Source organism: Oceaniglobus ichthyenteri (genome assembly GCF_003057885.1).
In the GTDB taxonomy this organism is placed as follows: domain Bacteria; phylum Pseudomonadota; class Alphaproteobacteria; order Rhodobacterales; family Rhodobacteraceae; genus Oceaniglobus; species Oceaniglobus ichthyenteri.
On sequence record NZ_QAGK01000002.1, the window covers coordinates 242,635 to 257,822 of the forward strand.

The 15,188-nt window shown below is 59.1% G+C and carries 17 protein-coding genes; 9 read left to right on the forward strand and 8 right to left on the reverse strand.

The window, feature by feature from the left end:
• Positions 1 to 128 precede the first annotated feature (128 nt).
• Genes C8265_RS04185 through C8265_RS04215 form a run of 7 tightly spaced genes read left to right on the forward strand, consistent with a single transcriptional unit; the run spans position 129 to position 5,004 of the window.
• A complete protein-coding gene (locus C8265_RS04185; RefSeq protein WP_108482725.1) occupies positions 129 to 395 on the forward strand; it encodes a hypothetical protein in 267 nt (88 codons plus the stop codon).
• 26 nt (positions 396 to 421) lie between these two features.
• Positions 422 to 1,081 (forward strand): GntR family transcriptional regulator, encoded by a 660-nt coding sequence (locus tag C8265_RS04190; protein WP_240610972.1) that lies wholly within the window; start codon positions 422 to 424, stop codon positions 1,079 to 1,081.
• A 16-nt stretch (positions 1,082 to 1,097) separates the two neighbouring features.
• Positions 1,098 to 1,925 carry a transporter substrate-binding domain-containing protein gene (locus tag C8265_RS04195; protein ID WP_108482727.1) on the forward strand — a complete coding sequence of 276 codons (828 nt, stop codon included), beginning with the start codon at positions 1,098 to 1,100 and terminating at the stop codon, positions 1,923 to 1,925.
• 24 nt (positions 1,926 to 1,949) lie between these two features.
• Complete coding sequence (locus C8265_RS04200) at positions 1,950 to 2,627, forward strand: amino acid ABC transporter permease (protein ID WP_108482728.1); 678 nt, start codon at positions 1,950 to 1,952, stop codon at positions 2,625 to 2,627.
• A 1-nt stretch (position 2,628) separates the two neighbouring features.
• Positions 2,629 to 3,294: an amino acid ABC transporter permease gene (locus C8265_RS04205; RefSeq protein ID WP_108482729.1), complete on the forward strand. Its 666-nt coding sequence runs from the start codon at positions 2,629 to 2,631 to the stop codon at positions 3,292 to 3,294.
• A 4-nt stretch (positions 3,295 to 3,298) separates the two neighbouring features.
• Positions 3,299 to 4,075 (forward strand): amino acid ABC transporter ATP-binding protein, encoded by a 777-nt coding sequence (locus tag C8265_RS04210; RefSeq protein WP_108482730.1) that lies wholly within the window; start codon positions 3,299 to 3,301, stop codon positions 4,073 to 4,075.
• Positions 4,076 to 4,089: 14 nt separating this feature from the next.
• The gene (locus C8265_RS04215; protein WP_108482731.1) at positions 4,090 to 5,004 is read left to right on the forward strand and encodes an aminotransferase class IV; all 915 of its coding nucleotides are present in this window, start codon (positions 4,090 to 4,092) and stop codon (positions 5,002 to 5,004) included.
• 28 nt (positions 5,005 to 5,032) lie between these two features.
• Here C8265_RS04215 and doeB read toward each other — a convergent pair whose 3' ends face one another.
• The 8 genes from doeB to ehuR form a co-directional block, all read right to left on the reverse strand.
• Positions 5,033 to 6,025 carry a N(2)-acetyl-L-2,4-diaminobutanoate deacetylase DoeB gene (doeB, locus tag C8265_RS04220; RefSeq protein ID WP_108482732.1) on the reverse strand — a complete coding sequence of 331 codons (993 nt, stop codon included), beginning with the start codon at positions 6,023 to 6,025 and terminating at the stop codon, positions 5,033 to 5,035.
• Entirely contained in the window at positions 6,022 to 7,206 is a 1,185-nt protein-coding gene (gene doeA, locus C8265_RS04225) for an ectoine hydrolase DoeA (RefSeq protein ID WP_108482733.1), read from the reverse strand. Before doeA ends, doeB begins: the two co-directional genes overlap by 4 nt.
• A 38-nt stretch (positions 7,207 to 7,244) precedes the next feature.
• Positions 7,245 to 8,042: an aspartate racemase/maleate isomerase family protein gene (locus C8265_RS04230; protein WP_164512266.1), complete on the reverse strand. Its 798-nt coding sequence runs from the start codon at positions 8,040 to 8,042 to the stop codon at positions 7,245 to 7,247.
• A gap of 11 nt (positions 8,043 to 8,053) precedes the next feature.
• Positions 8,054 to 8,494, reverse strand: a complete 441-nt coding sequence (locus C8265_RS04235; RefSeq protein WP_108482735.1) for a universal stress protein — start codon at positions 8,492 to 8,494, stop codon at positions 8,054 to 8,056.
• 18 nt (positions 8,495 to 8,512) lie between these two features.
• Positions 8,513 to 9,799, reverse strand: a complete 1,287-nt coding sequence (locus tag C8265_RS04240; protein WP_108482736.1) for a TRAP transporter large permease — start codon at positions 9,797 to 9,799, stop codon at positions 8,513 to 8,515.
• 3 nt (positions 9,800 to 9,802) lie between these two features.
• Complete coding sequence (locus C8265_RS04245; protein ID WP_108482737.1) at positions 9,803 to 10,438, reverse strand: TRAP transporter small permease; 636 nt, start codon at positions 10,436 to 10,438, stop codon at positions 9,803 to 9,805.
• Positions 10,439 to 10,503: 65 nt separating this feature from the next.
• Entirely contained in the window at positions 10,504 to 11,523 is a 1,020-nt protein-coding gene (locus C8265_RS04250) for a TRAP transporter substrate-binding protein (RefSeq protein ID WP_108482738.1), read from the reverse strand.
• A 167-nt stretch (positions 11,524 to 11,690) separates the two neighbouring features.
• Positions 11,691 to 13,070 (reverse strand): MocR-like ectoine utilization transcription factor EhuR, encoded by a 1,380-nt coding sequence (gene ehuR / locus C8265_RS04255; protein ID WP_240610973.1) that lies wholly within the window; start codon positions 13,068 to 13,070, stop codon positions 11,691 to 11,693.
• A 73-nt stretch (positions 13,071 to 13,143) separates the two neighbouring features.
• Here ehuR and C8265_RS04260 point away from each other — a divergent pair, with 73 nt between their 5' ends.
• Positions 13,144 to 13,626, forward strand: a complete 483-nt coding sequence (locus C8265_RS04260) for an Lrp/AsnC family transcriptional regulator (protein ID WP_206050265.1) — start codon at positions 13,144 to 13,146, stop codon at positions 13,624 to 13,626.
• A 186-nt stretch (positions 13,627 to 13,812) separates the two neighbouring features.
• Positions 13,813 to 15,186 (forward strand): aspartate aminotransferase family protein, encoded by a 1,374-nt coding sequence (locus tag C8265_RS04265; RefSeq protein ID WP_108482741.1) that lies wholly within the window; start codon positions 13,813 to 13,815, stop codon positions 15,184 to 15,186.
• Positions 15,187 to 15,188 lie beyond the last annotated feature (2 nt).

A 15,188-nucleotide genomic window follows, 5' to 3' on the forward strand; every position in this document is an offset into this window, starting at 1 on the left:
TTCACTTGTTTCTCCCGTTTTTCAGGGGAACTTTACCATACCTTGCAGCAGGTTGCGCATTCACGCGCCAGTTTCCCTGTGTTTTACCCGAACGTCAGTGCGCTCGGACCCCAAGTCTCTGACTGAGTATGATGGAGCAGAATTTACGTGTCAACAGATCAGACCGGCAGGATGACCGGCCCAAAACGCCATATTTGCCTATCGCGATCAATGCCTTGCCCTTCCGCCACGTAACCCGGGCACCTGCGGATTTCGCTATCCTGTGGCGGCGCGCCAGAACACCGATCAACATCCGCGCGGGCAGGACACGCTTTCGCCCCATCAAAATTGTTGACAATCTTCAATCGATCATCAACCTTGCACCCATATTCACCACACCGAAAGACGCCCCTTGATCTCTTCGCCGCTGAAACGTGAAACGATGAGCGCGCAAATCGTGGCGCTTTTACGGCGTGCGATTTTGACGGGTGAACTGACGCCGGGCGCGCAAGTGGTTGAAACCGCGCTGGCCGTGCGATTGGGCGCCAGCCGTGGGCCCCTGCGCGAAGCGATGCGCCAGTTGATCGACGAAGGGCTTTTGGTGAACGTGCCCTATACCGGCACGCGCGTCGTCGATATTTCGGTACAGGATATCAACGATATTTATGCTATGCGCACCTGTCTTGAACAGTTCGCCTTTGCGCAGATCTGGCCGCACCGCGACACGGATTTCACCGCCGAACTGGCCGCGCGCAGTGCCGCGCTTCACCATGCCATTGATCAGGCCGACGATGTGCGCGCCATCGAGGCCGAGCTTGACTTGCACGGTCTGGCTTATGAACGGGCGGGCAACCGTATCCTGCTGACCACCTGGACCGGGCTGCGCGGGCGATTGCAACTGTATTGGGCGGCGCACCACCGCGCCCACGGCCTGACCGGGCCGAAACGTGACAGCCACGATGCCTATATCCGTCTGGCCAAGGGCAACAGCCTTGAGGCGATGCAGGCCGAAATTCACGACCACATGCGCCTTGGGCTGGAAACCACCAAAGCCTTTGTCGAATCCCGCACCCGGGCGCAGACGGAACCACAGATTAAATAACCAAAGGGAGAAGACGATGAACCGACGCATGATGTTTGCGGCCGCCGTTGCGGCCACGTTGATCGGGATGGGCGCCAGCGCCCAGGCCCAGGACAGCACGATGGATCAGGTCAAGGAAAACGGCGTGTTGCGCGTGGGCGTGACCCAGGCGCCGCCCTGGTATTCCAAGGATGTGATGAGTGGCGAGTGGACCGGGGGCCTTGGCATTTCCATGGGTAAGGCAATGGCCGAAAACCTGGGCGTGACGTTCGAACCTGTCGAAGTGACGTGGGGCACCGCCGTTGCCGCCCTTCAGGCGAACCGGATCGATCTGATGTATGTGCTGGATGCCACCGACGAACGCCGTCAGGCCGTGGCCTTTCCCGAAACGCCGTTGCTGTATTACTCGCTTGCCGTTTTGGCGCGCGACGAGTTGGAAATCACCGACTGGGCCGATCTGAACACCCCCGAGATCAGCATTTCAGTACCCCAAGCCACCAGCATGGATGCCTTTGTGACCGAACACGCACCCGACGCCGATATTCAGCGGTTCCCGGGCAATGCCGAAGCCATCGCCGCGTTTCAGGCCGGTCGTGTGGATGCGGTGACGTTGTTTCACCCGCCGCTGATTGCTGCGCGCCAACGCCTTGGCGCAGGTCAGATCGTGGTGCCCAAACCGGTTGAATCGCGCCCCTCGTCGGTTGCCGTGCGCCAAGAGGCCGATACCGCCTTTGTCGATTGGGTGAACGAACAGATCGATGGATACTATACGTCGGGCCAGACCCAGCAGTGGTACGAGGATTTTCTGACCGAATTCGGGCTTGATCCGGCCAGCGTGCCCGCAATCATGCGCGAACGGCTCTGACCTTGCAGGCAGGGCACAGAACAGATGTATGAGTGGGATTTCACCCCGGTAATCCAGAATGCCGATCTGCTGTGGCAGGGGCTGGTGGGAACGCTGGCGATCACCGGCACGGCACTGGCCTTTGGGCTGCCGCTGGGTCTGATGCTGGCCCTGGCGCGGTTGTCGCCGCGCCGCTGGCTGGCCTGGCCTGCGGGGTTCGTGATTGAATTTTTCCGTACGACACCGCCGCTTGTGCAACTGTTCTGGTTCTTTTTCGCCCTGCCGATTCTGATCGACATTCGGATGACGCCGTTCCTTGCGGCGGCGATCACCTTTTCAATCCAATCCTCGGCGTTTTTCGCCGAGGTGTTTCGCGCCGGTATCGTTTCCATCGAGCGGGGCCAATGGGAGGCCGCGCGCGCCATCGGCATGCAACGCAAACAGGCGATGCGCCGCGTGATCCTGCCCCAGGCGGTGAAACGGATGATCCCCGCCTTTACCGAACGCGCCATCGAGTTGATGAAAACCACAACGCTTGTGGCTACGGTTTCCTATGCCGATCTTTTGTATCAGGCCAATGAGCTGGCCCAGAAAACCTTTCGCCCGATCGAGGTATTTACCGCCACCGCGCTGATTTATTTCGTGGTGATCTTCGGGCTCAGCCTCTGTGTGCAGGCGATTGAGCGCCGCCTTGCCGTCAGCGGCGACAGCACGGTGCGATAATATGGAATACACTTGGGATTTCGGATCGGTCTGGATGTACCGCGAAGCATTGTGGATCGGGCTGCTTAACACTCTGAAGATATTTGTGATCTGTCTGGTTGCCGGCCTGTCCTTGGGCCTGGCGATCGGGCTTGCCCGGTATTCGCCGCGCCGCTGGCTGCGTTGGCCTGCGGCCTGTTTTATCGAATTTTTCCGCAATACGCCGGTTCTGGTGCAGATCTTCTGGTTCTATTTCGCGTTTCCGATCCTGGCACCGTTTGAAATCACCTCACTGACTGCCGCCGCCCTTGGGATCACCCTTAATTCTGCCGCCTTTTCTGCCGAAATCTTTCGCGGCGGCATTCAATCCATCGATCCCGGCCAATGGGAGGCGGGGCGCGCCATCGGTATGCGCCACCGCGATATCATGCGCCGCATCATCCTGCCCCAGGCGGTGCGCCGGATGCTGCCCGCCCTGACCAATCGTGGCATCGAAATTTTCAAGATGACAACGCTGGCCTCGGCGATTGCCTATGCCGATGTGCTGCATCAGGCGCGGCTGATCGCCTCGATCAACTATAACCCGATTGAGGCCTATACCGTCGTCGCGCTGGTGTTCTTTGCTATCCTCTATCCCGTCGTGCGCGCCACCTATGCGCTGGAACGCCACATGGCCAAAGGAGACTGAGCCGATGAGTGATGACCCGATCCTGCGCATCCGCGGGCTGCAAAAGTCGTTTGGCGACAATCACGTGCTGCGCGGCATGGATCTTGATGTGAAACAGGGCGATTGCATTGCGATCCTGGGCGCATCGGGGTCGGGCAAAAGCACCTTTTTACGCTGCCTGAACTTTATGGAAATTCCCAGCGATGGTGAAATCATCCATGCCGGTAAAACCGTCGGCACCGCCCGAAATGGCAAGCCGCGCCTGTACCCCGAAGGCGAATTGACCAAGGTGCGCCAAAAGGTCGGCATGGTGTTTCAACAGTTCAACCTGTTCCCGCACATGACCGTTCTGGGCAATGTCACCGAAGGGCTGCGCATTGTGCAACGCATGGACAAGACAGGCGCCGAAACGCGCGCGCGCGAAGAACTGGCGCGCGTCGGATTGGCCGAAAAGGCCGATGAATATCCCGCGCGTCTGTCGGGTGGTCAGAAACAGCGCGTTGCCATCGCCCGCGCGCTGGCGCTTGCCCCCGATCTGATGCTGTTTGACGAACCCACATCCGCCCTTGACCCCGAATTGGTGGGCGAGGTGTTGAATGTGATCCGCGGTCTGGCCGATGAAGGGCGCACCATGCTTTTGGTCACCCACGAGGTTGGCTTTGCCTATCACGTCGCCAACCGGGTGATTTTCATGGCCGCTGGCGTGATTCAGGAAGAAGGACCACCCGAACAGGTGCTGAAAAACCCGAAAAACCCGCGCACGCAGGCGTTTCTTTCGCGCCACAAACAATTCGAATTCTGAACAGGACCGATCCCATGACCGATGCAACCCAAGCCAGCGCCCAAAGCTATGCCCACGACCCCCGCAACGACCGGGTCGAAGTTTACGTAAACGGCCAGTTCTTTCCCCGCGACAAGGCAATGGTGCCGGTGTTTGACAGCGGTTTCGTGCTGGGCGATGGCGTGTGGGAGGGGCTGCGCCTGGTCAAGGGGCGGCTTCTGGCCATCGACGAACACATGGCCCGGCTCTATGAGGGTGCAAATTCCATCCAGCTGGATATCGGCATGGAACGCGCCGCACTGGTCGAGGAAATCTGGAAAACCCTGCGCCATAATGACATGGAGGATGGGGTACATATCCGCCTGATGATTTCACGCGGTCTGAAATCCACGCCCAACCAGGATCCGCGCTTTATCATTGGCGCTGCAACCATCGTGATCGTGGCCGAATACAAGCAACCCAATGCCGGGCTGAAAGAACGCGGGCTGAAACTTCTGACCTCGACCATTCGCTGTTCGACGCCTGATGTGTTTGATCTGCGGCTGAATTCCCATTCGCGGCTAAACTATATTCAGGCGTTGATTCAGGCCATCAACATGGGCGCTGACGAAGCGCTGATGCTGGATGACCGGGGCTTTGTGGCCAGTTGCAATTCCACCAACTTCTTCATTATCCGGGGCGAAGAATTGTGGACATCCACCGCCACCACCTGTTTCAGCGGCATCACACGGTCCAAGGCGATCAAGCTGTGGCGTGACGCGGGCAAGCCAGTGTTTGAAAAGGATTTCACCCTTGCCGAAACCTACGCCGCCGATGAATCCTTTGTCACCGGCACCTTGGGCGGTATCACCCCTGTTACCGTGATCGACGGGCGCAAGGTGGGCACCGGTACGCCCGGCCCGGTCACCGGAAAAATCGCGGATCTGTATCGCGCTTATTGCGGCGAATAACCGGGCTGTTCATGGCGGCGCGTGCGCCCTACCCCACCGGCTGGGCGATCACGCCGACGCAATCGCCCATGCCGACCAACCCGGAAAAATGCCGCGCCGTCAAAATGCCCGACAGGCGCGCCTCAAGGTGCCGGGGGGCCGCGCCGCTGTGATCGGTTGGCCACAGCCGCGCGATGGGCTGCCCCTCGCTCACGCGTCCGCCCAGATCGACCAAAGGTTCCAGCATCCCGGCATGTTCGCTGATCACGAAACAGCGCCCGTCCGGCATGTCGAGCAGGGTTGATGGGCCTTGCTCCGGCGTTCCGTCCAGAATTCCGGCGTGAATCAACAGATTGCGCGCGCCCTTGCGCGCCACCGCCACGCTGGCCGCTGTCGATGTGCCACCGCCGCCCAGTTCCGTGGTGACAAACACCTTGCCTTGGCTTTCCACTTCGGTGTCGAACATGCCGACATTGTCGATTTCCAGCATTTTCATCGAATAGGGCGCGTTGAACGCGGCCATTGCCGCCATGCAGGCGGCCTCCTGCTGTTTGTCAGGCAGGATATGGGCCGCGGCGAACGGCAGAAAATCCAGCGTGCGCCCGCCGGAATGATAATCAAGTACGATATCGGCCAGCGGCACCAGATGGGTGGCAATGTAATGGGCAATCTTTTGGGTCACGGTGCCATCGGGGCGGCCCGGAAAGCTGCGGTTCATGTTGCCGCCATCAATCGGCGAACAGCGCCGCCCGACGGAAAAGGCCGGCAGATTCATCATCGGCAAAATGATGACCCGGCCCTTGATCGTTGCCGGATCAAGGGTCGCGGCAAGGCCCTGCAATGCGATTGGCCCTTCATATTCATCGCCGTGATTGCCGCCGGTCAACAATGCGGTTGGCCCGTCGCCGCCCGCGATCACGCTGATCGGAATCATCACCGCCCCCCAGGCGCTGTCATCGCGGCTGTGAGGCAGGCGCAGGAAGCCATGAAATGTGCCGATGGCATCCAGCGGGATTGTGGGGGTGACAGGGCTGTTGGTCATGTTTTCACAAACAATTCGCGGGGTGTGGTGCAGAAACACTCATACCCGGTTTCGGTGATGCGGATCGGTTCGGTGATTTCCAGCCCGCCATCGTCAAGCCAAAGTGCCGGCATGAAATGAAAGGTCATGTCAGGCTCCAACACGGTTTGATCGCCGCGCCGGAACGAAATCGTGCGTTCGCCCCAATCGGGCGGATAGCTGATGCCGATGGCATAGCCACACCGGCTGTCCTTTTCAAAGCCGGCCTTGTTGAGGGTGGCGTTGAAGGCATTGGCGATGTCTTCGGCGCGGTTGCCCGGGCGGGCCTGTTCCAATCCGGCTTCAATCGCGTCAAGAACGGCGGATTCAGCATCGCGGTATTTCTGCGGCACCTCGCCCAGAAACAATGTGCGCGATTGCGGGCACTGATACCGCCGATGCGCGCCGGCAATTTCAAAGAAGGTGGATTCACCGGTTTCCATCGGCCGGTCATCCCACGTCAGATGCGGCGCGGTGGCATCCAGCCCCGAGGGTGCCATGGGTACGATGGCCGGATAATCGCCCCAGAACCCATGGGCCCCCCGAATGCCGGCGGCATAGATTTCGGCAACCAGATCGTTCTTGCGCATTCCCGGTTCGGCGACTTCGCGGATGTGTTCGTGCATCACTTCGACAATCCGTGCCGCGCGCTGCATATATTCAATCTCGCGCTCCGATTTGATCGCGCGCTGCCAATTGACCAGCGCGGTCACATCCGACAATTTTGCCTTTGGCAAATCCCGCGCAAGGGTGGCATGGGCGGCGGCGGAGTAATAATAATTGTCCATCTCGACGCCGATCCGCGCCTTTTCCAACCCCAGATCTTTCAACACGACGGCCAGATCGGACATTGGGTGCTGTTCGGGGTTCTGGACAAAAATATCGTCATACCCGCGAATGCAGGCGTCATCATCCATGAACACCGTGCGCCGGGCCCCTTGGGCATCCATGCCGCGCCCCCACCAGACCGGATCGCCCTCTTGGGTCAGGATCACGGCCTGAAACACATAAAACGACCACCCGTCATAGCCCGAAAGCCACGACATGTTCGACGGATCGGTAACGACAATCGCATTGAGCCGCCGGTCGGCCATGACCTTGCGGGTTTTGGCGATGCGCCGCCCGTATTCGCCCTTGGTGAAGTTTGCCTCAAACGTTGTCATGCCCTGCCCCCGTCATTGCTGTGAAATTCTGTTGCGCGTCACCCGCCGATGCCGTTGGCAAAGGCCGCAGGCAGGGCAAGGGTGCGCAACCGCCCGTATTGTTCGGGGCGGCCGCGCCCCCCGGCGATCCGGCCAAGCGCCCAGCAGAGCGCCTGATTGGATGTGACCACGGGCTTGCCCAGCCGCGCCTCGATCCGGTCAATCACATCGACGCCGCGCATCGCCGTGCAAGACAGGAACACCGCCTCAACCTCGGGGGTGTCCAGCGCGCAGGCGGCGTTGATCATGCTGTCGTCATCAATCCGGGCCATATCGCGGTCATCCTCCAGCGCGAAACAGGCGCTGTTGACCACGTCCAACCCCTGGTTTTCAAAGTATTCAACCATCGGTTCGGTGGTTTCAGGCAAATACGGGGTCAGCAAGGCAACCCGCGTCACCCCAAGGGCGGCGAACCCGGCCATGGCGGCATAGGACGGTGTGAAAATCGGAACACCCGGCAGGCCGACGTGAATGGCATCGGCAACCGCCCCATTGCCGATGGTGACCGATGCCGAGGTGCAGGCAAAGGCCACCGCCGCCAGATCGGCCCCCGGCACAAGCAATCCGGCAGTGCGGGCCAGATCGGGGGCCATGGCGCGCAAGGTTGCCGGGGTGGTGGGGTTTTCAAACCCGATCCGCGCCACGTGCAAAACCGCCTGTTCAGGGTCAAGCAGGCGTGCGGCGTCTGCCTCGAACACAAGATCGGTGGACAGAAGGATCGCGCCCAGGCGCGGCGGGCTTTCCGAAAGCTTCCGCAAACTGCTTTTGACGATATGCGTTTGCGGGGCGGCGGCCATGCAATTGCCCCCTAGACCACAAGAACCGGGCATTTCGACAGCCCGGTCACCTTGTGCGATACACTGCCCAACAGATACCCGTCGCCCGATGCGCCCAAACCGCGACTGCCGACAATGATCAGATCGACACCATGTCTGGCGGCAAATTCGTTGATTGCCCGGGCCGGACGGCCCGACCGGACAAAGCCGCGCACATCTTCGACGCCCGCCTCAATCAACATGTTTTTCGCATGGGTCACAATCCCGGCGGCATGTTCGCGCATGGCATCATCAATCCGCCCCGGATCACTGACCCGCACCATCGAAAGCGACGCCTCAAGCATCGAATGATGGCGAAAGACCGTCAACACCGTAACTCTGGCACCGGTCAGTTTTGCCATTTCTGCGGCCTTCTCCAACGCCCGGTCCGCGTTCTTTGATCCATCATAGGGCGCAAGGATATGGGTGAACATGCAAGGCTCCTTAATGGGTTATTTTGCGAATGCCAGATCACGCAGGAACAGGGCGATCTGCGGAAAGAAGATCAGCGCAACAGACACGCTGAGCAGCATCAGAATGAAGGGCGGCGTGCCACGGATGACTTCGATATAGGGGCGTTTGAACACCGCAATGGCGGTAAAGATGTCACAGCCAAACGGCGGCGTGGCCGATCCGATGGCCACCTGCAACGTGATCACCGTGCCCACCAAAACCGGGTCAAGCCCGACAGATTTCACCACCGGCGCAAAGATCGGCACCAGAACCAGGATCACCACGATCGGATCCACAAACATGCAGCCGATAAAGAACGCAATCGAGATCACGAACAGCACCCCGATTGACCCCATCTGATCAATCCCGATCCCGCTAAGGATGGCCTGTGGGATCTGCGCGAATGAAATCACCCAGGAAAACGCAGCACCCGCCGCAACCAGAATGAACACCACTGCCGTGATCAATCCGGTCGATTTCGCCGTTTCATACAATCCCCGCAAATCAAGGGAGCGGAACACGATCAACTCCAGAAAGATCGCATAAAGAACACAGGCGGCCGCCGCTTCGGTCGGGGAAAAGATGCCACCATAGATGCCGCCGATGATGATCGCCGGAAAGCCCAGCGGCCAAAGCGCCTGTTGCACCGCGCGCACGCGCTGGCCCCAGGTGGTTTTTTCCTCGGTCGGAACATTGTTGCGGATCGCATAGATCACGGAATAGATCGAAAACAATAAAAGGATCAAAAGCCCCGGTCCGATCCCGGCAATGAACAGTTCGGCAATCGAGGTGTTGGACACCACGCCATAAATGATCATGCCGATCGAGGGCGGAATAAGAAACGCGATGTCGGATGAGTTGACGATCAGCGCCAGAACGAAACTGTCCTTGTATCCCGCTTTCAACATCCGGGGCCGCATCGGTGATCCGATGGCAACCACTGTCGCCTGCGTCGATCCCGACACCGCGCCAAACATCGTGCAGGCCGCCGCAGTTGACACCGCCAGCCCGCCCTTGAGATGGCCGACAAACGACATGACCATGTCAATCAACCGCCCCGCCGACTGACCCCGGGTCATGATATCGGCGGCAAAAATGAACATCGGCACCGCGATAAGGGATGCAGGCCGGATGCCCGCCATCATCTGTTGCACCATGGTTTCAAGCTGTCCAAACCCGTTGAACAGCGAATAGAACCCCACAAAGGCCCCGACGATCAGCGGAATCATCATCGGAAAGCCTAAAAGCAGCAGAACGATCATGGTCGAGAATATCGTGATGGCCATGGCTCAGACCTCCGTTTCGTTGTCGTCGTAACCTTCCAGAACATTGGTCGAAAGATATATATCCCTTTCGATCATGTTCTTGACGGCGGTCAGAAGATATTGAACCCCGGTCATGAAAAACCCGACCGGCACCCAGACAAGGGTGAGCCATACGGGAATCTGCAACGACGGCAGGACACGCCCGCGCCCCGCCTGGGTCATGATATATTGCAGCGAATACCATGCCAGCCCCAGCATGAACGCCGCCGTAACCAGCGAAATCACGATCATCAAAATCTTGCGCCCCCTGTTGGGCAAGGCATCGAAAATGGCCGACATGCGGATATGGCGGCCATGGCGCGCGGCATATGAAATACCGGCAAAGGTGATCATGATAATCAGGATGCGGTTCAGTTCTTCGGAAAAGAACAGCGAACTTTGAAAAACAAACCGCCCGATGACATTGGCACTGGTATTGGCGGCCATCAGCAACACGCCAATCGCCAGCATCGCGGATTCAATTTTGCTGATCCATGTATCAAGCGTGCCGAGAATACCCGGCAAGCTGGATTCATAGACTTCGAGAGGCGCGTCATCCGTGCCGGTGGTGTCGGTCTGCGATTGCAGTTGCGAGCCGTGGTTCTTGTCCGTCACCGGCATCCTCCCGTCAGTGGTTCAACGACAGGCCCCCGGCGACGGTGCGCCGGGGGCCTGAAGGCGTGGTCTTACTTCTTGACGGCGTCGAGATCGGCCTTGAACTGCTCAAGCAGCGATTTGCCGCTGTCGCCGGTCATTTCAATGAACGCGGCCTCGACCTGTGCGGCGGCATCCTTGAACGGCTGGCGCTCTTCCTCGGTCAGGGTGGTGACGGTGTAACCGGGCTTGGCCTCCATGATGCCGTTGATGGCTTCTTCGGTCTGGCCCTGCTGATAATCGAGGATATATTCAAACGCCACGTCGATGGCGTTGCCGATCATCGTCTGATCTTCTTCGGACAGACCGGAATAGAAATCCTGATTGGCCATCACGGCCGTGGTAAAGTTGTTGTGGCCGATATAGGTCATGTAATCGCTGACCTCATACAGTTTGTTGGACAGGATATAAAACGTCGGGTTTTCCTGTCCCTGAATGATACCGGTCTGCAGCGCGCCGTATACTTCGCCCCACGGCAGCGGCGTTGGCGTGGCGCCGAATGCCTTATAGCTTTCAACCAACAGCGGGTTGGTCATGACGCGCACCTTGACTTCGTTCAGGTCAGCAGGTGATTTCAGCGGTTCGCGCGTTGTGATCGCCACGTCGCCCTCGGGGAACATGGTCAGCAATTCCAGGCCCTGCTTTGCATAAAGCTCGGGGAACATTTCGGTGATCGCTTTTGATGTGCGGAAAAACTCGAACAGTTCCTGATCATCCTGCGGCAACAGATAAGGCACAAAGAATACCTGTGCTTCGGGGATCAACGCGCCGGTGAACCCCGGTGACTGGTCGACAAACTGCAGGATGCCGGCCTGCGTCTGTTCCATGATATCGGCGGACTCGCCCAAAGTACCATAGGGGAACAGTTGAATTTCATGGTCGGAATTGGCTTCGACCTCTTCCTTGAATTTCTGTGCAAACTTGCCCTGCACTTCGTCCATTGCCTCTTCGAAGGCATAGCGCCATGTGTCGGCGTGAACGGCGCTTACACCTGCAATTGTGGTTGCGGCGGCAAGAATGCTGCTTGCCAAAACCTTGCTGTAGACTGCCATCGTTCTTCCTTCCTATTTCTTTGCTTTACCCGGCGCGCACGGCCAAAAAGGCCGCCGCAAACGGATTGTGCTGATGGGGGGATCATTGAAAAGGCAGCCAATCATGTCAATCCGATAATTGAACCATTACAATTACCTTATTTATTTTCAATCATTTAGGTGCTTTATTAGATTTCGACGCCGCTGATCTGGCGGGTAATCTGCGCAACAATGCGCAGACCGCGGGCGAAATCCGGGAAGGATTGACCACCAAGCGCGACTCGTATCCCGGGATGAAGCCCGTGTGGGCCAATGGCAAAACTTGACGCGGGCGCCACGGCCACACCCCCCTCGCGCGCGGCGGAAACAAGGGCCTTTTCCTGCTGCACGTCGGCGCAGCCGATCCAGATATGCAACCCATTCGGACTGCTTTGAAACGGCAGCCCCTCAAGAATGCGGCGGGCATAATCCGCCCGATCGCCCAATGCCAAACGCTGTCTGTTCAGCAGTTTTTCGGCGGTGCCATCCGCGATCCAGCGTTCTGCAATTTCGGTCATCAGGCCCGTGGCCATCCAGTTTGTCACCAGATGCCGGTTGGCCACCGCCGCGCCCAGATGATCGGGTGCTGCCAAATACCCCACCCGCAAACCGGGGATCAGACATTTCGACAGGCTGGTGAAAAACAGCGTGCGTTCGGGGGCAAGCGCGGCAATGGGGGGCGGCGGCGCATCCTGAAGCGGGCCCCAGGCGTGATTTTCGATGATGGTGATATCGTGCCGGCGGGCAATATCCACCACCGCCGCACGCCGCGCCTCGGACATGGTAAAGGCCAGCGGATTCATTCCCGTGGGCATGATATACAGGGCTTTGACCCCGTGATCGCGGCATATATCCTCTAACGCATGCGGGCAGATGCCGCCGTCATCAACGGTGACGCCCTGCAACCGCAGGCCCAGAAACCGCGCCAGGGGGCGTAGGGTGTGATGGCCGATATTTTCGGTCACCACCAGATCGCCGGGCTGGGCCGCCGCCATCAACGCAACACTCATCGCGCTGGTGCTGCCGTTGGTCGGGATCACCGGCCCATCGCCCACATCCAGACCGCACAGGCCAAGCCAGTGTTTGATCGCAGCCGAGGCCGCACCAATGCCAAGGTCGGGCCGCGATCCGCCCAGAACCGAATGGGGCACCGACCGCGCAATGGCGTGCAACACTTCTTGCAATGCGTCTTCGTGGGCGTGGTCGGTGACGGGTTTCAGGATCGACATATCCAAAAGGCCGCGCGATGTTTTTCGGGTCACAAACGGCATCTTTACATCATCTTGCGATGCCCGCACGAATGTGCCCCGCCCCACCGCGCCGGTGATTTTTCCCGCTTCGGTCAGTTTGGCATAGGCGCGGCTGACGGTTTGCACGCTAAGGTTCAGATCATAAGCCAGCTTGCGCTGCGTCGGCAGGCGGTCGCCCGGTTTCAGGGCGTCGTTTTGTATCGCGGTTTCAATCGCCTTTACCAGCGACCGGTAGGCAGGACGCCTGAGCGATCCGGGATCGGGTGGCCAACTTGTCATGATTGGCACCATTGCGATAATCATGACAATTGACAAGTCTGCGCGCGCTGCCCATCACTCGCCCATGAGCTTTTTGAAACTCGATTCACGCGATATCGCAATCCTGCGGGTGCTGTCCACACAGGGCCGGATTTCAAAATCGGCCTTGGCCGATCAGGTCAATCTGGGCGCCAGCGCCTGTGGTGACCGGTTGGCGCGAATGGAAACCGCGGGCCTGATTGCGGGCTATCGCGCCGAGGTCGCGCTGCGCCGCATGGCGCCCCATGTCACGGTCTTCGTTCTGGCCGAACTGGCCAGCCATCAGGCGGCCGCATTCCAGCTGTTCGAACAGGCGATTGAGCGGCACGATGAAATAACCGGGTGCTGGGCGCTGGGCGGTGGATATGATTATCTGTTGCAGGTGGTGACACGCGATATCGATAGTTATCAAAGCCTTATTGATGATCTGCTGGCGCAGCGCGTCGGGCTGGCGCGGTATTTCACCTATGTCGTGACCAAGGCGATCAAATCGGCACCGCCGCCTTTTGCCATCCTGCATCCGGGCGCCGCCGACTGAACCGCAGATTTCACCGCCACCGCGGGCAGATCGGCGCAGAATGCCCCGTTAATTTCCGCGCAATCCGGCGTTTCTGCGCCCTTGCATGGCTATTTTACCCCTCTGAACAGAACAACCCGCCCCTGTGCCGACGATGGCGCGCGGACAGGGTTGGTTTAACGCGCCCGCCGCAAGAAAGGTAAGACGATGCTGAAGAATGATATGTTGGAACAGTGGGACCGTGAAAATTTTTTTCATCCCTCAACCCATCTGGCGCAACATGCCCGCGGTGAAACCCCCACCCGCGTGATCAAGACCGCCCAAGGCTGCCATATCACTGACCGCGACGGCAATCAGTCACTTGATGCCTTTGCCGGCCTTTACTGCGTGAACGCAGGGTACGGGCGCAGCGAAATCGCCGAAGCAATCGCGCAACAGGCCCATGAACTGGCCTATTATCATTCCTATGTCGGTCACGGGACCGAGGCATCGATCACCCTGTCGAAAATGATCCTGGACCGCGCACCAAAGGGAATGAGCAAGGTCTATTTTGGCCAATCCGGTTCGGATGCCAATGAAACCAACATCAAACTGATCTGGTATTACAACAATATCATGGGTCGCCCCGAAAAGAAAAAGATCATCAGCCGGTGGCGTGGCTATCACGGATCGGGCCTGATGACCGGTTCATTGACCGGGCTTGAGGGGTTTCACCGCAAGTTCGATCTGCCCCTGCCCTATGTCATTCATACCGACGCGCCCTATTATTATCGCCGCGAAACCGAAGATCTGACGCCCGAACAGTTCACCGATCATCTGGTCGCCCAGCTTGAGGCGCTGATCGAACGCGAAGGCGCCGACACGATTGCCGCCTTCATTGGCGAGCCGGTTCTGGGCACGGGCGGCATTGTCCCCCCACCCCCCGGCTATTGGCCCGCGATCCAGAACGTACTGGATCGTCACGATATCCTGTTGGTCGCGGATGAGGTTGTAACCGGTTTTGGCCGCCTTGGATCAATGTTCGGGTCCGATCATTACGGGATGCGCCCCGATCTGATCACCATCGCCAAAGGGCTGACATCGGCCTATGCGCCGCTGTCAGGGTCCATCGTGGGCGAGAAGATGTGGAAGATTCTGGAACAGGGCACCGATGAAAACGGCCCCATCGGCCACGGCTGGACATATTCTGCCCACCCGATTGGCGCGGCGGCGGGGGTCGCCAACCTGAAATTGATTGATGAGCTTGGGTTGATCGAAAATGCCAAAAACGTAGGTACCTATCTGAACCAACAGATGCAGGCCGCCGTCGCCGACCACCCCAACGTGGGCGAAGTGCGCGGGACCGGCATGTTATGCGCGGTTGAATTGGTGGAAAACCGCGCGGGTCGGCAGTTTTTCGACCCGGCGCGCAAGATCGGGCCGGCGGTTTCGGCAGAAATGGCGAAACAGGGCGTGATCGCCCGCGCCATGCCACAGGGTGATATCCTGGGCTATGCGCCGCCATTCTGCCTGACCCGGGAAGAGGCCGACACAATCGTCAGCGTCACTGCTGACGCGCTGAACACGGTTCTCAACGCGTGAGT